Origin of the sequence: Streptomyces sp. CG 926, from assembly GCF_003148825.1 — a bacterium.
GTDB lineage: Bacteria > Actinomycetota > Actinomycetes > Streptomycetales > Streptomycetaceae > Streptomyces.
On the sequence record NZ_QGGZ01000001.1, the window covers coordinates 1,108,114 to 1,126,768 of the forward strand.

The 18,655-nt window shown below is 72.3% G+C and carries 14 protein-coding genes; 4 read left to right on the top strand and 10 right to left on the bottom strand.

Annotated features, from left to right (window positions below):
- Positions 1 to 54: 54 nt before the first annotated feature.
- The 3 genes from BCL76_RS04510 to BCL76_RS04520 all read left to right on the top strand — a co-directional run bounded on the left by BCL76_RS04510 (position 55) and on the right by BCL76_RS04520 (position 2,936).
- Positions 55 to 549, top strand: a complete 495-nt coding sequence (locus BCL76_RS04510; RefSeq protein WP_109778177.1) for a cupin domain-containing protein — start codon at positions 55 to 57, stop codon at positions 547 to 549.
- A gap of 72 nt (positions 550 to 621) precedes the next feature.
- On the top strand, positions 622 to 2,238 hold the full coding sequence (locus BCL76_RS04515) for a sensor histidine kinase (RefSeq protein ID WP_109778178.1): 1,617 nt from the start codon (positions 622 to 624) through the stop codon (positions 2,236 to 2,238).
- Positions 2,235 to 2,936 carry a response regulator gene (locus BCL76_RS04520; protein ID WP_030765974.1) on the top strand — a complete coding sequence of 234 codons (702 nt, stop codon included), beginning with the start codon at positions 2,235 to 2,237 and terminating at the stop codon, positions 2,934 to 2,936. Before BCL76_RS04515 ends, BCL76_RS04520 begins: the two co-directional genes overlap by 4 nt.
- A 31-nt stretch (positions 2,937 to 2,967) precedes the next feature.
- Here the strand turns inward: BCL76_RS04520 and BCL76_RS04525 are convergent, their stop codons facing one another.
- The 3 genes from BCL76_RS04525 to BCL76_RS04535 form a co-directional block, all read right to left on the bottom strand.
- The gene (locus tag BCL76_RS04525) at positions 2,968 to 4,560 is read right to left on the bottom strand and encodes a solute symporter family protein (protein ID WP_109778179.1); all 1,593 of its coding nucleotides are present in this window, start codon (positions 4,558 to 4,560) and stop codon (positions 2,968 to 2,970) included.
- On the bottom strand, positions 4,557 to 5,045 hold the full coding sequence (locus BCL76_RS04530) for a DUF485 domain-containing protein (protein WP_109778180.1): 489 nt from the start codon (positions 5,043 to 5,045) through the stop codon (positions 4,557 to 4,559). Before BCL76_RS04530 ends, BCL76_RS04525 begins: the two co-directional genes overlap by 4 nt.
- A 174-nt stretch (positions 5,046 to 5,219) precedes the next feature.
- On the bottom strand, positions 5,220 to 7,340 hold the full coding sequence (locus BCL76_RS04535; RefSeq protein ID WP_030765985.1) for a DNA gyrase/topoisomerase IV subunit B: 2,121 nt from the start codon (positions 7,338 to 7,340) through the stop codon (positions 5,220 to 5,222).
- 447 nt (positions 7,341 to 7,787) lie between these two features.
- Between BCL76_RS04535 and BCL76_RS04540 the strand changes: the two genes are divergently transcribed.
- Entirely contained in the window at positions 7,788 to 8,021 is a 234-nt protein-coding gene (locus tag BCL76_RS04540) for a DUF7455 domain-containing protein (protein ID WP_030016583.1), read from the top strand.
- A gap of 109 nt (positions 8,022 to 8,130) precedes the next feature.
- Here the strand turns inward: BCL76_RS04540 and BCL76_RS04545 are convergent, their stop codons facing one another.
- The 7 genes from BCL76_RS04545 to BCL76_RS04575 all read right to left on the bottom strand — a co-directional run bounded on the left by BCL76_RS04545 (position 8,131) and on the right by BCL76_RS04575 (position 18,557).
- Positions 8,131 to 9,057, bottom strand: a complete 927-nt coding sequence (locus tag BCL76_RS04545; protein ID WP_109778181.1) for a serine protease — start codon at positions 9,055 to 9,057, stop codon at positions 8,131 to 8,133.
- Positions 9,058 to 9,193: 136 nt separating this feature from the next.
- The gene (locus tag BCL76_RS04550; protein ID WP_258309296.1) at positions 9,194 to 10,777 is read right to left on the bottom strand and encodes an RNA polymerase sigma factor; all 1,584 of its coding nucleotides are present in this window, start codon (positions 10,775 to 10,777) and stop codon (positions 9,194 to 9,196) included.
- A 373-nt stretch (positions 10,778 to 11,150) separates the two neighbouring features.
- Positions 11,151 to 12,038, bottom strand: a complete 888-nt coding sequence (locus BCL76_RS04555) for a FadR/GntR family transcriptional regulator (RefSeq protein WP_109778183.1) — start codon at positions 12,036 to 12,038, stop codon at positions 11,151 to 11,153.
- A gap of 191 nt (positions 12,039 to 12,229) precedes the next feature.
- Positions 12,230 to 14,023 (bottom strand): ATP-binding cassette domain-containing protein, encoded by a 1,794-nt coding sequence (locus BCL76_RS04560; protein ID WP_109778184.1) that lies wholly within the window; start codon positions 14,021 to 14,023, stop codon positions 12,230 to 12,232.
- A 203-nt stretch (positions 14,024 to 14,226) separates the two neighbouring features.
- A complete protein-coding gene (locus BCL76_RS04565) occupies positions 14,227 to 14,973 on the bottom strand; it encodes an NUDIX hydrolase (RefSeq protein WP_109778185.1) in 747 nt (248 codons plus the stop codon).
- Positions 14,974 to 15,093: 120 nt separating this feature from the next.
- Positions 15,094 to 17,082, bottom strand: coding sequence for a glycogen debranching N-terminal domain-containing protein (locus BCL76_RS04570; RefSeq protein WP_109778186.1), 1,989 nt, complete (start codon positions 17,080 to 17,082; stop codon positions 15,094 to 15,096).
- A 212-nt stretch (positions 17,083 to 17,294) separates the two neighbouring features.
- Positions 17,295 to 18,557 carry a DUF4192 domain-containing protein gene (locus BCL76_RS04575; RefSeq protein ID WP_109778187.1) on the bottom strand — a complete coding sequence of 421 codons (1,263 nt, stop codon included), beginning with the start codon at positions 18,555 to 18,557 and terminating at the stop codon, positions 17,295 to 17,297.
- Between the last annotated feature and the right edge of the window lie 98 nt (positions 18,558 to 18,655).

Consider the following 18,655-nt stretch of genomic DNA (forward strand, 5'->3'; position numbering starts at 1 on the left):
CGCCCGCCCACCCGCCTCCCGTCCCTCATCGCCCACCCTCCAGGAGAAGACGACATGTCCCTGATCGTGCCTTCCTTCGACGAATCGGTGATCGTGCGCTCGGCCGAGGCCGAGACGATCGGCGCCGCCCCGACCACCATCCGGCTCCTCGCCGACAGCACTGCCACCGGCGGCGCCCTGTCGACCCAGCGGGTGAGCCTGCTGGACGGCGCGAACGGGGCCGCGCCCCATCACCACTCCCGGTCCGCCGAGCTGTTCTACCTGCTCGACGGCACCGCCCAGCTCCTGTCGGGCGACCAGGTGGTGATCGCGGAACGCGGCGATCTCGTCATCGTGCCGCCCGGCCTCGATCACGCGTTCGCCGCCGCGCCCGGTGAGAACGCCGACATCCTCATCGTCATCACGCCCGGCATCGAACGGTTCGAGTACTTCCGCCACCTGGAACGGATCGCCTACGGGAAGGTGCCGCCGGAGTCCTTGCTGGAGGTCCAGGAGCTCTACGACACCTACTTCACCCGCAGTGAGGCCTGGAACACCGTCCGGGCATGACAGGAGTGGGGTACCCGACAAGTCGGGCGTAAGCATTCCGCTCGCACCGGAGCCGACCTACCGTTGCTGCCCATGCGGTTCCCCCTCTTGAGCGCTCGGCGCCTCGGGCTGCCCAGACGGGCCGTCTCCCAGATCCTGCTGACCCAGCTGGCCATCGCCGCCGGGGTCGCCGTACTGGCGACCGGACTGTTCCTGGCGCCGCTCGGTGCCCAGCTCGACGACCAGGCCATGCGGCGCGCCCTGGCCATCGCGCAGAGCGCCGCGGCCGATCCCGCGCTGGCCGCCGGGGTCCTGTCCTCCGGGCCCTCGGCCGACAGCCCCGTGCAGTCCTCGGCCGAGCGGATCCGCCGGGCCACCGGAGCGGAGTACGTGGTCGTGCTCGACCTGGACGGCATCCGCCGCTCGCACCCGAGTGCCGAACGGATCGGGCTGCCCGTCTCCACCGACCCGAGCGACGCCCTGGCGGGACGCGAGGTCATGGAGATCGACGAGGGCACCCTGGGCCGCTCCGCCCGCGGCAAGGTCCCGCTCCTCGCGGCCGACGGCGAGATCGTCGGCGCCGTCTCGGTCGGCATCGCCTACGACAGCGTCCGCGACCGGCTGCTCGGCGCGATCCCCGGTCTGCTCGCCTACGCGGGCGGCGCCCTGGCGGCCGGCGCCCTCGCCGCCTATCTGCTCTCCCGCCGGATCCAGCGGCAGACCCGCGATCTGGCCTTCTCCGACATCGCCGGCCTGCTCGCCGAGCGGGAGGCCATGCTGCACTCCATCCGCGAGGGCGTGATCGCCCTGGCCCCCGACGGCAGGGTCCGGCTGGTCAACGACGAGGCCGCCCGCCTGCTGGGCCTCGCCCCGGACGCCGCCGACGACTGCGCGGGGCGCCCGCTGGAGGACCTACTGGGCGCGGGCCGCACCGCCGATGTCCTGTCGGGCCGCGTCACCGGGCGGGACCTGCTCACCGTCCAGGGCCCCCGCGTGCTGGTGGCCAACCGGATGCCCACCGAGGACGGCGGCGCCGTCGCCACCCTGCGCGACCGGACCGAGCTGGAGCATCTGGGCCGCGAGCTCGACTCCACCCGGGGCCTGATCGATGCCCTGCGCGCCCAGGACCACGAGCACGCCAACCGCCTCCACACCCTCCTCGGCCTGCTGGAGCTGGGCCTGCACGAGGAGGCGGTGGAGTTCGTCACCGAGGTCGCCGGCGTGCACCGCACGACGGCCGAACAGGTCACCGAGAAGGTCCACGACCCGCTGCTGGCGGCCCTTCTGGTGGGCAAGGCGACCGTCGCCGCCGAACGCGGCGTCCCGCTGCGTCTGGCCGGCACCAGCCTCCTCCCCGACCGCCTGGTGGACCCTGGCGGCCTCGTCACGATCCTCGGCAATCTCGTGGACAACGCCTTGGACGCGGCCGCCGGTTCCGCGACGCCCCTGGTCGAGGTGGAGCTGCGCGCGGAGGGCCGTACCGCCGTGCTGCGGGTGCGCGACAGCGGCCCCGGGGTACCCGCCGCACGCCGCGAGGAGATCTTCACGGAGGGCTGGTCCACCAAGCAGCCCAAGGCCCACCGCGAGCGCGGGCTGGGCCTCGCCCTCGTACGCCGCCTCGCGGAGCGGCAGGGCGGCAGCGCCCGGGCCGGTGAAGCAGCGGACGGAGGGGCGGAATTCTCCGTCGTACTCCCGGAGGCCCTGCGGTGAACGAGACCCCGATCCACGTATTGGTCGTCGACGACGACGTGCGTGTTGCCCTGATCAACGCGGCGTATGTGGCGAAGGTTCCCGGTTTCCTGGTGAAGGCGCAGGCCCATTCGGCCGCGGAGGCCCTGGAGTTCCTCGCCTCGCATCCGGTGGACCTCGTCCTCCTGGACCACTACCTCCCCGACGAGAACGGCCTGGACCTGGTCCGGCGCCTGCGCCAGCTCGGCCACCGCACCGATGTGATCATGGTCACCGCCGCCCGCGATCTCGCCACCGTGCAGGCCGCCATGCGCCTCGGCGCCCTGCAGTACCTGGTCAAACCCTTCACCTTTGCCGGACTGCGCAGCCGCCTGGAGGCGTACGGGGCCCTGCGCCGCACCCTGGACACGGGTGGCGAGGCCGAACAGGCCGAGGTGGACCGGATCTTCGGCGCCCTCGCCGCCGCGGGATCCCCGAACGAGCTCCCCAAGGGCCACTCCGCCAGCACCGCGGAACTCGTCCGCCAGGTGCTGCGGTCCGCCGAAGGCCCCTTGTCCACCCAGCAGATCGCCGACCGCGCGGGCATCAGCCGGCAGACCGCCCAGCGCTACGTCAAACTCCTCGAACGCACCGCCCGGGTCAGCCTCGCCCTGCGCTACGGCGAGACCGGCCGCCCCGAACACCGCTACACCTGGCTCCCGTCGGAGGGACCGGCCTGACGGGAGCCGGACGCCCGGCCGCTCGGACCACTCAGACCGCTCCGGCCCCGGTCAGCGCGCGGACCTCCGTCTCCGCGTGCCTCGCCTCGTCCGCCTCCTCGCCCGAGGTGACGGTGCCCAGCCAGCCCGCCAGGAATCCCAGGGGGATCGAGACGATCCCCGGGTTCTGGAGCGGGAAGTACTGGAAGTCCACCCCGGGGAACAGGGATTCGGGGCTGCCCGACACCACCGGCGAGATCAGCACCAGCAGCACCGCCGGAATCAGACCGCCGTACACCGACCAGACGGCTCCGCGCGTGGTGAAGCCGCGCCAGAAGAGCGAGTACAGCAGCACCGGCAGATTGGCCGAGGCCGCCACCGCGAAGGCCAGACCCACGAGGAACGCCACGTTGAGATCCTGGGCGAGCAGGCCGAGGGCGATCGCGACCGCCCCGATGCCGACGGCCGCGACCCGGGCCACCGCGACCTCGCTGCGCTGTCGGGCGTGCCGGCGCTTGAGGGAGGCGTACAGGTCGTGCGCCACGGAGGCCGAGGAGGCCAGGGTGATGCCGGCCACCACCGCCAGGATGGTGGCGAAGGCGATCGCGGCGACGAAGGCGAACAGCACCGCGCCCCCGGTGGTACCGGCGCCTCCACCGAGGAAGGCCGCCAACAGCGGAACGGCCGTGTTCCCGGAGGCGTTGGACGCCCGCACCTCGTCCGGTCCCACCAGCGCGGCCGCCCCGAAGCCGAGGACGATGGTCATCAGGTAGAAGCCACCGATCAGCCCGATCGCCCACACCACCGAGCGACGGGCCGACCGGGCGGTGGGCACGGTGTAGAACCGCGACAGGATGTGCGGCAGCCCGGCGGTCCCGAGGACCAGCGCGAGACCGAGGCTCATGAAGTCGATGCGGGAGGTCCAGTCCCCGCCGTACTTGAGGCCGGGGCTCAGGAACGCCCGGCCGTGCCCGCTCCGGTCGGCGGCGCTGGTGAGCAACTGGTCGAAGTTCCCGTGGAAGCGCAGCAGCACGAGCACGGTCAGGGTGATCGCGCCGCCCATCAGCAGCACGGCCTTCACGATCTGGATCCAGGTGGTGGCCCGCATCCCGCCGAAGGACACGTAGACGACCATCAGCGCGCCCACCCCCACCACGGCGAGGGTCCGGGCGACGGTGCCCGAATTCCCCAGCAGCAGGCCGACCAGACTGCCCGCGCCGACCATCTGCGCGATGAGGTAGAGGACGGAGACGACGACCGAGGAGGTACCGGCCGCGATCCGTACCGGACGCTCGCTCATCCGGGCGGCGACCACGTCGGCCAGGGTGAAGCGCCCGCAGTTGCGGACCAGTTCGGCGACGAGGAACAGCACCACCAGCCAGGCGACGAGGAAGCCCACCGAGTACAGCAGGCCGTCGTAGCCGAAGAGGGCGATCAGGCCGGAGATTCCGAGGAAGGAGGCGGCGGACATGTAGTCACCCGCGATGGCGAAACCGTTCTCCATCGGGGAGAACAGTCGCCCGCCGGCATAGAACTCCTCGGCCGACCCGTGCCGGTTCCGGCTGACCCAGGTGGTGATGCCGAGGGTGACGGCGATGAAGACGCTGAACAGGATCAGCGCGAGGGTCTGGTGCTCGGTGGTCACCGGCCCGCCCTCCTCGTCCGGGTCCGGTCCTGGCCGCGTTCCTGCTCGAAGACGGTCCAGCGCAGATCGAGCGCCGCCCGGTCCCGCCGCAGCCGCGCGTGCCGGGCGTACGCCCAGGTCAGCAGGAAGGTGCTGAGGAACTGGCCGAGCCCCGCCAGCATGGCCACGTTGACCGCGCCCACCACGGGCCGGCCCATGAGGCCGGGCGCGGCGGTGGCGGCGACCACATAGGCGACGTACCAGAGGAAGAACCCGGCGGTGGCGGGGACGACGAACCTGCGGTAGCGGGTGCGCACCTCCTGGAAGGCGGCACTGCGCTGCACTTCGAGGTAGATGTCGGATGCGTCGGGCGCCGGGCGTCCACCACCGGCGACCGGGGTCGGCCGGGACGTTTCCTCACCCTCGCCCCACCCGACGGCCAGCGCGTCGTACCAGGGGTCGTCCAGCCGGATCGTTCCGGTATCACGACCTTCGTGCTTGTCCACCGAACACTCCTTGTCCGCCGCCGCATTGGCCGCGTGCCCACAAGGATGTGCGGAATAGGCGCTTTCCGGACTGGTGTACCGACGCACTTCACTCCAACAGGTGATGGAGCGAAGAGCGCCGGTATGCCGTGGCGCCTTGGGTGTCGGGTGCCGCCGGACTCCGGCGGCACCCGATCAGGCGTCGATGCGCGAGCGGTCCAGGGTGGCCGCGGAGCTCGTGATGAACTCCTTCCGGGGGGCCACCTCGTTGCCCATGAGCAGGTCGAAGACCTGCTCGGCCGAGTCCAGGTCGCCGATGTTGATCCGGCGCAGGGTTCGGTGGCGGGGGTCCATGGTGGTCTCCGCCAGCTGGTCCGCGTCCATCTCGCCGAGGCCCTTGTAGCGCTGGATCGAGTCCTTGTACCGGATGTTCTTGCGCTGGTACTCCAGCAGTGTCTGGCGCAGCTCGTTGTCCGAGTACGTGTAGACGTACTTGTCCTGGCCCTTCTTCGGCTGGACCAGCTCGATCCGGTGCAGCGGGGGCACGGCCGCGAAGACCCGGCCGGCCTCGACCATCGGCCGCATGTACCGCTGGAAGAGCGTGAGCAGCAGGCAGCGGATGTGCGCGCCGTCGACGTCGGCGTCGACGAGCAGCACGATCTTGCCGTACCGGGCGGCGTCGATGTCGAAGGTCCGGCCCGAGCCGGCTCCTATGACCTGGATGATCGCCCCGCACTCGGCGTTCTTGAGCATGTCCGAGATCGAGGACTTCTGGACGTTGAGGATCTTGCCGCGGATCGGCAGGAGCGCCTGGAACTCCGAGTTCCGGGCGAGCTTCGCGGTACCGAGGGCGGAGTCGCCCTCGACGATGAAGAGCTCGCTGCGGTCCACGTCGTCGCTGCGGCAGTCGGCCAGCTTCGCGGGGAGCGAGGAGGTCTCCAGCGCGGTCTTACGACGCTGCGCCTCCTTGTGCTGACGGGCCGCGATCCGGGTCCTGGCGGCCGCGACGATCTTCTCCATCACGGCGCGGGCCTGCTGCTTGTCGTCGCGCTTGGTGGAGGTCAGGAAGGCCTTGAGCTCCTTGGCGACCACGGCGGCGACGATCCGGGTGGCCGCGGAGGTGCCGAGCACCTCCTTGGTCTGACCCTCGAACTGCGGCTCGGCGAGGCGGACGGTGACGACCGCCGTCATGCCCTCCATCGCGTCGTCCTTGACCACGTCGTCCTCGGCGACGCGCAGCAGCTTGGCCGAGCGCAGCACCTCGTTCACGGTCTTGGCTACCGAGCGTTCGAAGCCGGAGACGTGGGTGCCGCCCTTGGGGGTGGCGATGATGTTCACGAAGGACTTGACGTTGGTCTCGTACCCCGTGCCCCAGCGCAGGGCGATGTCCACGCCGAGCTCGCGGGTGACCTCGGTGGGGGTCATGTGGCCGCGGTCGTCGAGGACCGGGACGGTCTCCTTGAAGGTGCCGGTGCCGGTCAGGCGCAGGATGTCGCAGACGGCCTTGTCCTGGGCGAGGTACTCGCAGAATTCGCTGATGCCGCCGTCGAAGCGGAAGGTCTCCTCGGTCTTGCCGGCCCCGTCGATGCCGCGCTCGTCGCGAACGACCAGGGTGAGGCCCGGGACCAGGAAGGCGGTCTGGCGGGCGCGCTGGTAGAGCGTCTCCAGGTTGAGCCGGGCGTCCTTGAGGAAGATCTGGCGGTCGGCCCAGTAGCGGATCCGGGTGCCGGTCTTCCCCTTGGCGACCCGCTTGGCCTTGCGGAGGCCGTTGGACGGGTCGAAGGGGCTCTCGGGGCCCTGCTCGGTGAACATTCCCGGCACGCCGCGGCGGAAGCTGATGGCGTGGGTCGCGCTGTTGCGGTCGACCTCGACGTCGAGGCGGGCGGAGAGGGCGTTGACCACGGAGGCGCCGACGCCGTGCAGGCCGCCGGAGGCCGCGTACGAGCCACCGCCGAACTTGCCGCCGGCGTGCAGCTTGGTCATGACGACCTCGACGCCGGACAGGCCGGTCTTGGGCTCGACGTCCACGGGGATGCCGCGGCCGTTGTCCCGGACCTCGACGGAGGCGTCCTCGTGGAGGATCACCTCGATGTGGTCGCAGTAGCCGCCCAGGGCCTCGTCGACGGAGTTGTCGATGATCTCCCACAGGCAGTGCATGAGGCCCCGGCTGTCGGTGGAGCCGATATACATGCCGGGGCGCTTGCGGACGGCCTCCAGCCCTTCGAGGACGAGCAGGTGCCGCGCGGTGTAGTTGGAACCGTCCCGGTCTGCTCCGGACAGCAGCGCGCTGGAAGGCACGGACGTGTCGGCGGTCACGCAGTTCGCTCCTCGCTGAATTTCTTTTCTGGCCCGGTCGGGCGCAGGGGTGGCTCGGGTGCCGCTCGAAGGGTACCGAGGCCAGGTAGAGCCGATGCAACGCCACCCTCGCGCATTCTTCAGCCTAGTCCAGATCCGTACGGATGTTCGATCCCCCGCGCGGGTGAAGGAAACATCACGTTCCCTTCCGCGCATGAACCATTTAGTGTTCGGGCACGTCCTCATGAACAACCTGGCACTCTCGCCGGGGAGGATGGAACTGCAACAAGCGCACGAGTGACAACGCGAAACCGTAAAGCAACGCAATACGGCTCCTTCGCCGCCAACCGGCAGCAGCCGGCCAGCTTCGGAAGGAAGTTTCGAGGAAAAGCCGCGAGCGGGAACGTTTTCGGCCTGGTTGGATGTTGACCCTGGTACGACAGCTCGTCGAGCTAGAGAAGAGGCGACGTGACTACTGTTCTGACACCCGCGACCCCGCTGACGGCCGCTGACCGATGCGACCGTTGCGGCGCCCAGGCATATCTGCGCGTCGTCCTGCTGAGCGGCGGTGAACTGCTCTTCTGCGCCCACCACGGGCGCAAGTTCGAGCCGGAACTCAAGAAGATCGCCGCGGAAATACAGGATGAGACCGAGCGGCTCACGTCCGCTCCGGCTGCCAATGCCGAACCCGAGGACCGCTGACACAGGCCTGCACCTCGCATCCGACGAGCCAGGACCGGCCAGGCCGGTCGACGGGCGGCACCCCTGAGACCCAGGGGTGCCGCCCGTCCTCACGTCGGCGAGCCTGCGGCTAAGGCGTGCGATGCCCCTGTACGGGCCCTGCGTACGCGCCGGAGGCCCCGCGGGCGTCCCACCGGATGTCCCGGACCTTCCCGGGCTGTGCGCCCGTCTCCGGGGCCAGTACGAAGTCGACCAACGGTGCGATACGCGTGTAGACCCCGGGGCTGTCGGCGCGACCGCACCCCCGGCCCCACGAGACCAACCCGATGAGCCGCCCCCGCGCCACCAGCGGCCCGCCGCTGTCGCCCTGGCAGGCGTCCTTGCCGCCGCCGCTGTCCCCCGCGCACACCATGGATTCCGCGCGGTACTGCCCGTCCGCGTCCCCGGGGTAGGCGCGCCCGCAGATCTCGTCCGCCAGCACCGTCACCCCGGCGGCACGAAGCCCGTACGCGTAGTCACCGAAGCCGCTCGTGTCGCCCCAGCCGTACACCGTGGCGTCCGTCCCGGCGGTGTAGGCGGGATGCCCCGCCCCGGCCATGGGCAGCACGTGGTCGGCCGGTACCGGCTCGGCCAGCTCCAGAACGGCGAGGTCCCCGGCGTTGCTCGCCGGGTCGTAGGCCGGGTTCACCCTTGCCCCGCGCACCGCGATCTCCCGGCCATCGGCCGCCCGGAGCTCCGTACGCCCGGCGATCACCCGGAAGTCGGCCACGGACTCGACCGGGCCGCCCAGCACCTGGCTGCCGAGGCAGTGTGCGGCCGTGACCACCCTGGTCGGGGAGACGATCACGCCCCCGCAGAACTGCCCGCCCCTCGTACCCCCGAACCGGTCACGGCTGGCGAGGGCGACGACCCAGGGGCTGTCGGCCACCTTCACCGGCTTCCCGCCGATCACCACGCTGTCCGCGGCCGCCTGCGGCACCTGGGCGAACGGCGCCGCGGCCGCTCCCGCCGCCAGGGTCAGCGCTCCCGCCAGAGCACGGGCAAAGGGACGACGCATGAGGCCTCCTGACTCCGAGTGTGCATGACTCCACCCAGAGTGGGTCGCCCGGTGGCCGAGCGCACCCGCGCGGCCACCGTCGCCCTGTCGTCACCCTCGGTTCTCGGCGGCGGCCGGCGCCGCCGAGAACCACCGGTCAGTCCAGGTAGTCGCGCAGCACCTGGGAGCGGGACGGGTGCCGGAGCTTCGACATCGTCTTCGACTCGATCTGGCGGATCCGCTCACGCGTGACCCCGTAGACCTTGCCGATCTCGTCCAGGGTCTTGGGCTGGCCGTCCGTGAGGCCGAAGCGCATCGAGACCACACCGGCCTCGCGCTCACTCAGGGTGTCGAGCACCGAGTGCAGCTGCTCCTGCAGCAGCGTGAAGCTCACGGCATCCGCCGGGACGACCGCCTCGGAGTCCTCGATGAGGTCACCGAACTCGCTGTCGCCGTCCTCGCCCAGCGGCGTGTGGAGGGAGATCGGCTCGCGGCCGTACTTCTGGACCTCGATGACCTTCTCGGGGGTCATGTCGAGTTCCTTGGCCAGTTCCTCCGGGGTGGGCTCGCGGCCCAGGTCCTGGAGCATCTGGCGCTGGACGCGGGCGAGCTTGTTGATGACCTCGACCATGTGCACCGGGATGCGGATGGTGCGTGCCTGGTCGGCCATGGCGCGCGTGATCGCCTGGCGGATCCACCACGTCGCGTAGGTCGAGAACTTGTAGCCCTTGGTGTAGTCGAACTTCTCGACCGCGCGGATCAGACCCAGGTTGCCTTCCTGGATCAGGTCCAGGAAGAGCATGCCGCGGCCGGTGTAGCGCTTGGCGAGGGAGACCACGAGGCGGAGGTTGGCCTCCAGCAGGTGGTTCTTGGCGCGGCGGCCGTCCTCGGCGATGATCTCCAGCTCGCGCTTGAGCTTGGGCGCCAGCTTGTCGGAGTTCGCCAGCTTGTCCTCGGCGAACAGACCCGCCTCGATGCGCTTGGCGAGCTCCACCTCCTGCTCGGCGTTGAGGAGGGGGACCTTGCCGATCTGCTTGAGGTAGTCCTTGACCGGGTCGGCGGTGGCTCCGGCGACCACGACCTGCTGGGCGGGGGCGTCGTCCTCGTCGTCGGAGATGACGAAGCCCTTGTTCTCCCCGCCCTCCTCCTCTTCCTCGGACTCGGCCTTGGCGGCGTCGGGACCTTCGTCAGGGGTCTCGTCCTCGCCCGCCTCGTCCGCGTCCTTCTTGGCGGCGGTCTTCTTCGCCGCCGTCTTCTTGGCGGCGGTCTTCTTGGCCGGCGCGGCTTTCTTGGCCGCCGTCTTCTTCGCCGCCGTCTTCTTGGCGGCGGGCTCCGTTCCGGGCTCTCCCGCGAGCGCGTCCACGGTCTCCGGATCCGCCGCCCCGGCTGCCGGGGCCGCGGTGGTCGCGGGCTGCGCCGCCGTCGTCCTGGCCGCCGTCTTCTTGACGGCCTCGGTGGCCGTCCGCTTGGCGGGGCTCTTGGCTGCGACGCTCTTGCGGGGGGCGCGCTTGGGCGACTCCGCGGCACTGACCATCAGCGTCACACCCTCTTCCTCGAGGATCTGGTTGAGGCTGCGCAGAACATTCTTCCACTGGGTCGCAGGAATCTGGTCAGCCTCGAAGGCCCGACGCACGTCATCGCCGGCGATCTGCCCCTCGGCCTTGCCCCGCTCGATGAGCGCCATCACAGACTCGGAATCGGCGATCTCCGGCGGGAGCGTACGGGATGTGCTGGCCGACACGAACAACCTCTCGGAACGATGGGAACGGCTTCCGACCCCGGGCCTGGTGGTGCTGGACCGGAGCCGACGACCACCGACCGGGGATGGGCCGGCGGCGCGGGCAGGGGCCGGGGAGCTGCACAGCACCCCCAAGGGCTGCTGTCTTCCCTCCGTCGGCCATCACCTCTTACGTCATCGCGTGACCTCGCAGAGCGTTACGCCCAATCTTCGTGGCCCGAGTCACACCCCGTGCACAGGAGTGCCGCTCCTGTGGTCGAACCCGGCGTGTCGGGGATAGCGAACCGCCACGAAACGGGGCCTCACGCCGGTGTCGCCGGACCCGACCGGGCCCGGCGACATGTTCTGTACCCCCGCGCCCCCGCGCGTCCGCCCCTCAGTGCTCGCGCGGGGCGGGAACCACGCGCTCGACCTCCGGATGAACCGTCAGGAGCTGGCGCATGGCGTTCTCGGCACCCGTCGCGTCACCCGCGGCCAGGGCCTCGACCATCCGCGCGTGGTGCGCGACGCAGGTCTCGCTCGGGCGGTCGCAGGCGGTGATCGGGCTGCCGGAGACCTGGAGGGCGGCGGAAACGATGCCGGAGAGGTGCTCCAGCATGCGGTTTCCGGCGACCTGGATGAGGAGCGCGTGGAACTCGTGGTCGGCGCGGGCGAAGGTGATCGCGTCGCCCTGGCCGAGGGCGTGGCCCATGATCTCGACCATGTCCGCGAGGCGCTGCTGGATGTCCGGGCGGCCGTGGCCGGCGGCGAGACGGGCGGCGAGCGGCTCGATGGTCCAGCGGAGCTCACCGAGCTCACGGCGCTGGTCGTCGCGCTGCGGGCCGAAGGCGCGCCATTCGATGATGTCGGGGTCGAGCAGGTTCCAGTCGGCGACGGGACGGACCCGGGTGCCGACGTTGGGGCGGGCGCTGACGAGGCCCTTGGCCTCCAGGACCCGCAGCGATTCGCGGACCACCGTGCGGGAGACCTCGAAACGCTGGCCGATCTCCTCGGGGACGAGCGGACGGTCCGCGCCGAGGTCACCGGAAACGATCATCTGGCCGAGCTGCTGGACGAGTTGGCCGTGCAGTCCGCGTCCGCGGCTGCCTGCCGCTCGGCGGCCCACGCGGCTCAACTCGACGTCGGCACCGTCCCAGTGGGGTGCTCCGACGCGGTCGGACCCGGGGGTCTCCCCGTAGGGGTAGCGGTCGAGTTCGCCCGGGCCGGCGAGGCCGGAGTCGGCATGGCGGGCGGCGGTCATCATGGTGTGCGCAAGGGTACTCACGAATCCTTTGTCGGCCGTGCCTCCATCACCCTTGAGGTCTTTGGTGAAAAGCACACGAAAGGGTGATCGGTGCCACCTACGCAATTGACGACTTATCGTAAAGAATCGGGCCTTTTGCGGGGAGTTGCGGTCCGCTTGACGTGACACGGACCGCAATGGTCCTCCCCGCGACTTCTCCCGAACCGGAACGATCACCAACGGACCCGGCTGCGCAGTCCGGTGAACCCATAGGCGCACAACAGGACCATCAGCGACAACACCAGGGCGGTCCCGACGGGTTGGGCCATCACCCGCAGGGCCCCCACCAGCAGGCGGTCGACCTCCGGCGGCCACTGCCCCCAGGTCAGGCCGCGCAGCCGGGCCGCGAGTCCGGTCGACGGGTACGCGGACGAGCCCTCCAGCGCCTTGCGCACCAGCGGAACCACCATCACCGGTACGGCGAGCACCGCGGCCAGTCCCGCCGTGGCGGACCGGAAGACGCCGGAGGCCAGCACACCGGCCCAGGCGCAGCCGATGAGCAGCCCGGCCCAACTCACGGCCGGTGACAGCCACTCCACCGGCGTGCGCAGCGGGCCGCTGTCGAAGACCAGCGCGAGGGCGGCTGCGTCGGCGGCCACCGTCAGGGCGCCCAGCAGCAGGGCGAGGGCCGCGCAGATGCCGAGCTTGGCGCTGAGAAGTCCCATCCGGCGGGGCACGGTGCCCCGGTCGGCGGCGAGCGCGGGGTAGCGGTACTCCTCGCCGAAGGCCAGCGCGCCGAGCAGTCCCGCGCCCAGTGCGGCGGGCGGCAGCGGCAACAGTTCCGGCCAGGCGGCGAGCAGCCGGTTCTGCGGGGTATGCCCGGCCCGGGCCAGGACCAGGGCGGTGAGAACGGAGGCGACGACGACCAGGGCGGCGGTGAGAACGGGGGTGGCGGTCCCGAAGACCCGGAGCAACTCGTAGCGCAGGGGCCGCAGCGGGCCGCCCACGCGGCGCACGGCCGAGGCCGGGCGCCCGGAGCGGATCTGCCGGGGGTGCTCGCCGGACGTCTCGGCGGCGGCCTCCGTGCGGGCCGCACCGGGCTCCTGCGGGGTTCCGGCAGCGGTGCGCGCGGCCGGGACCGGCACCGCCGACGCACCGGCGTCGCCCGTCTCGTCGGCGAGCTGGTGGACCAGCACGCCGTGCCGGAACGCCGCCTCGCCCACCTCGGCGCAGTTGCTCCCGTACACGGACAGGCGGCTGCCGCTCTCCGCGACGATCTCCACCGCACGCCGGGCGGCTCGGGCCTCGCGGCCCAGCACATCGGCCAGCCGGGCCGCGTGCGGGGTGCGCACGGCGACCCTCGGCCGCAGCCGGGTCCGGGCGAACTCGGCCGCGTCCTGGTCGGCGACGAGCCGGCCCGCCTCGATGCTGACGACACGGTCGGCGCTACGGGCGGCCTCCTTGGCGTCGTCGGTGGTGAAGAGCACCGCGCCGCCGAGGGAGGCGTGGCCGCGCAGCAGGCCGTGCAGCCAGGCGCGTTCGCGTGGGGAGAGTCCGGCGCCCGGCTCGTCGAGCAGCAGGGTGCACGGATCGGCGAGCAGGGCCGAGGCCAGTGCGACCCGGCGCTCCATGCCGAGCGAGAGTGAGCCGAGCCGCTGGTCCCGCAGTCCCGCGATGCCGACGACCTCCAGCATCGCGTCGGCCCGGGAGGCAGGCACCCCGGCAGCGGCACAGAGCATCCGTAGCTGATTGCGGACGGTCCGCGCGGGGTTGCCGGGAACATCGCCCAGGAGCACTCCGACCTCACGGCCGGGGTGCGGGATCCGGTGCAGCGCGCGGCCGCGGAAGTAGGTGACACCGCGGCCCGGTTCGAGTTCGAGCATGAGCCGCAGGGCGGTGGTCTTGCCCGATCCCGGCTCGCCGAGCAGGGCGGTCACATGCCCCGGGCGGGCCTCGAAGGTGAGGTCGTCCACGAGGGGCGGGGCGTCGGGGCGGGGCTTGCTGGTGAGTCCGATGGCCTGGAGCATCGCTTCTCTCGCGGGGGGTGAGACCGCTCAGCGGCAGGGTGGGTACCGCAAGCAAGATAACGCGATATGTCCGATATTCGGCGCAACCGGTCCGATGGAATGCCGATACTGCCGCCGCCGGGCCCCTTACGGACGGCGGGTCCGGCCCCGGGATCGGGCACGGTGGTCCCGTAGCCGGCGAAAGCGCCTCGTACGCCGCGGTGTCAGACTTCCGGACGCAGCATCGGCGGGTTGAGCAGAGTGGCCCCGCCCGCCCGGAACAGCTGGGCCGGACGTCCGCCCTGACGGGTCGTCGTACCTCCGGCAGGCACCAGGAACCCGGGGGTGCCGGTGACCTTGCGGTGGAAGTTGCGCGGGTCGAGGGACACTCCCCAGACCGCCTCGTAGACCCGGCGCAGCTCGCCGACGGTGAACTCCGGCGGGCAGAAGGCCGTGGCCAGCGAGGAGTACTCGATCTTCGAGCGGGCCCGCTCCACACCGTCGGCGAGGATCCGGGCGTGGTCGAAGGCAAGCCCCGTGGAGTCCTCGTCGGTGCCGGCCAGCACCTCGTCGACCGGAGCCCAGCGCGCGCTGTTCGCATCGCCCCCGGCCCGGGGCGCAGGCAGGTCCGGAGCCAGCACCAGGTGCGCCACGCTGACGACACGCATCCGCGGATCCCGCTTCGGATCGCCGTAGGTGGCCAGCTGCTCGAGGTGCGCTCCGTTGCCCGCGCCGGGCAGGGCGGGGTCGTGCGCGCAGAGGCCGGTCTCCTCGGAGAGCTCCCTGGCGGCGGCCCCCGCCAGGTCCTCGTCCTCGCGGACGAAACCTCCGGGCAGCGCCCAGCGGCCCTGGAACGGCTGCTCACCTCTCCGGACGACCAGCGCGCAGAGCGCGTGGCGCCGCACGGTGAGCACGACCAGGTCGACGGTGACGGCGAAGGGCGGATAGGCCGACGGGTCGTAGGGCGACATGCCGCGATCATAGTCGTCTGCCTGACGATAAACAGCGCTTTGGTGACCTTGAAGGCCGTACCCCGAAGGCGGGAGCCCTTCGATCGGGCGGACGGCCCGGCCGGAACGGGGTGAGCGTGCTCAGCCACCCAACTGGAGCGCATCGGCCGCCTCCTCCACCATGCCGAGGCCCAGCCGGCTGATCCGGACGGCGAAGGGCTCCCCCGCGACCCGAAGCCCCGAGAGCCGCAGTCCTCCCAAGGGGGCTCCGGGAAGGGGTGCGAGGGCGACCGTGCCCGCGGGGGCGTCGGGGCGGATCCCGGCAAGGGCGGTCAGCGCGTGGATCCCGGCCGCGGCGGCCACGGCGGCCGGGCGGCAGGCCGCGGGGTGCGGCACGGGGGCGCTGCCCGTGATGCGCTGCTCGGCCGCGAACATCTCCGGCATCCGGTACCCGAACGCCTCCGCCGCGTCCAGCAGTCCTCCGAGCAGGCCGGCGGCCTCCTTCTCGAAGCCGGCCTGGGCCAGGCCCGCCACGGCCACCGCGCTCTCGTACGCCCGTACGGCGCCCGAGCGGTGCCCGAACGGGTTGTATCCGGGCTCCTTGACGGCCATGCTCCGCAGCCCCCATCCGGAGTCCATGGCGGGGGCCCCGAGCAGTCGGGCGAGCTGCTCGGCCCGGGTCCGGTCCAAGAGTCCGGGAGCCGTCCTGCCGCCACCGAGCAGTCCGGTGTCGAGCAGGTGGGCGGCGGCGCCCGTCAGCCGTGGCAGCGGCCTTCCGTCGGGGTGGAGGGCCGAAGCCGGCCGTCCGCCGTCCGGACCGTCGATCCAGAATCCGGCCCGGAACCGCTCCCGCAGCCCGACGGCCCGGTCCCGCAACTCCTCGGCTCCGGGCCGCCCGCACGCGGCGAGCAGGTCGGCTCCGAGCACGGCGGCCCGATGGGCGTGGGCCTGGGTCTCGCAGCGGCGCGGGCCCGGGTCGGGGTCGGCCAGGAAGCCGTCCTCCCCCAGGGCGCCCCGCAGCCAGAGCAGGCACCGCTCGGCGGCCGGGAGCAGCCGGGCCACCTCGTCCTCCGGCATCCCCCAGAGCCGGGCCTCGGCCAGCACCACGGGGAAGGCCAGGGTCGCCTCGGTGCCGGTGCACCCCGGTGGGAGCTGCGCGCCCGCTCCGCGCATCGGGCCCGGGATCTTCCCGAGGTCCGGCCCCGGATCCTCGGTCTGGGTGCGGGCGAGGATGCGCAGGGTGGCCGCGGCGAGACCCGTCCCGAGGGGCAGCGCCATCCGGGCGGCCCAGAGCGATTCCGCAGGGGCCAGGCCGAGCCGCCAGGGTGCTCCCGCAGCGGCGAAGGCGTCGCCCGGCTCCTCGGGGTCGCGCAGGAGCAGCGCGCCCAGATCCTCGACGCTGGTCCGGAACCATGCCGCGGCCCTCGGATCGTCCCCCTCGGCCCGGGCGTCGGCCAGCGGGTTCGCCACCTGCCCGACAGGGGCCCGACCCGCGCGGTGCTGCGTGGTCCGCAGCTCGATGGTGCGGGAAGCGCCGGGAGCCAGGTCGAGCTGCCAGCGCAGCAGCCCCGCCGAGGCCAGCGCCTCGTCCGGCGGTGGCTCGGCGGCGGTCACGGCCTCTGCCTCGCCGGTGCTCCAGCGCAACCCGGCAGCGTGCACCCCGGCGGGCAGCTCCGGCCCGGCCCGGCCGGCGGCCACGGCGGCCAGCTCCGCCAGGTCGGTGCCGAGCAGCACCTCCACGGGCAGGCGTACCGGCCGGGCCGTGAAACTGCGCAGGGTGATCCGCTCGGTGCCGTCCGCGTGCCGGACCCGTTCCACACCGATGTCGGGGTCGGGGCCGGGCTCGGCGCCGGTCCGGACGGTCGCGGTGAAGACGGCCCGGTCGGCGGCGAGGCTGTGTCCCTGCACGGCGACCGGGTCCCGGCCTCCGACACGCAGCACGAAGCGGGAGAGCAGGCGGCGCCCGGACCGGTAGATCCCGTCGATCCCCTGCCCGGTCAGCTGGCCGTGCTCCGGCGAGATGGCCAGACAGGGCGCGGAGACGCAGATGACGGCGTCGTGCACGGGCGGCAGTTCGGACCTGCGGGCGGCGGGCACGCCGGGTGGGCGGGGAGGTGCGGGGTGAGACATGTGTCGCCTTGTCTGCGCTCCGGTCGGTTCAGCTGGGCGGCGGCGCGGCCGGGCCGCCACCACCCCACAGCTGAACGCCCCCGACCCCGCCCGGGTCACGGTCGCGGGCGCCGTCCGGGCGCGCCCGGGGTGCAGCCCGCGTCGCCGGGGCATGCCCAGGGCGTACCGGAGCAGTCGCACCGGACCGCCGGACGAGGTGAATCGGTGCGCGCTCACTGTTCGCTCCCCGCGGTACGGCGCGAGCCACGGCGGCTCGTCCGGTCCCGTCGGCCGGGAGGACGGGTGCGGGCGGAGGGGCGCGCCCGCCGGGGCTCCCGGCGGCGCCGCTCCTCCCTCAGGCACTGCCGCAGCCCCTCGGGGTCGATCCCTTCGTTGCAGGCGTGGTGGAGCAGTTGGGCGAAGCGGTACTCGGCGTCCGCCTGCAGGGCCAGGCCGAAGGCGATGCGGGCCGTCGGCTCGTCGCCCGTGGACCAGGAGACCCAGCCGGCGAGGGTGAGCGGGGCGGCCGCGTGCTCGCCGTAGGCCCCGACGCAGCGCCGGGCCAGGGCCCGCCACAGCCGCAGGGCGGGGGCCGCCTCGTCGTTCTCCATCCATTCGGCGGCGACGTCCCGGATCTCACGGTCCTGGAGGCCGAGGATCAGCGAGGCGGCCTCGTCGTGGCCGAGCAGCGCGTCGTCCCAGTCGTCGGCGTGGGCGCCGCCCTCGACGGGCGGGGCCAGTGTCATGCGCCGCATCAGGGTCCGCGCCAGGGCGATGGTCTCGGCGCCGACCTCCTCGCGGGTGGCCCCGTCGAGGATCCGGGGCATCAGGGCGGCGGCGGCCCGGTCCAGAGCCTGTTCCGCCTCCTCGGCCACGGCACCGCGCAACGGTGCCAACCTGCTCTCGATCTCCTTGAGCGAGCCCCTGACCTGGAGTCCGGCGAAGGTGGCCGTGGCGGCCAGCACCGAGGTGCCGACGGCGGCCAGCCTGCTGCCCTCGGCCGGGCAGCACCGCTCGTCGGGGCACACGTAGGACCAGAATCGTCCCGCCGACAGGCACATGGCCTCCAGCACGGGCACGTCCAGTGCGCCGCAGGCCAGCCGGATCCGCTGGGCGAGAGGGCGCAGCCGGGTCATCACCAGCCGCCCGCTCTCCTCCCCGGTCGGTTCCTGGCAGAGGTAGACGACAATGCCGTCGGGCTTGCCGCCGCGTCGTTCGCTGCCCCGGATCAGGCATTCGGCGACCTGTCGGGCGGTGTCCTCCCATTCCGCGGGCGAGCTGGGGATACCGACGCGGAGCCGACCGCCGAAGCGTCCCCCCTCGCCGTGCACGGCGACCATGACGAGAGAGTCCGTCGGGTGGAAGCCGAGCATGTAGGGCAGCGCGTCGGCCAGTTCGGCCGGGCTGCGCAGGGTGATCTGGGGTCCGGTGGCGGCTCCGGCCGGGCTGATGGAGGGACGGTCGGACGGGGTGCGTGATTCGTGGTTGTTCGTCATGCCACGAAGGTCCCGCGCATGATCCGATCCCGAAAGCCCTGTGGATAACTCCCGCCGCGCTCCCGCCGTCGCCGTCCACAGGCCCGGAGCGGCATTGG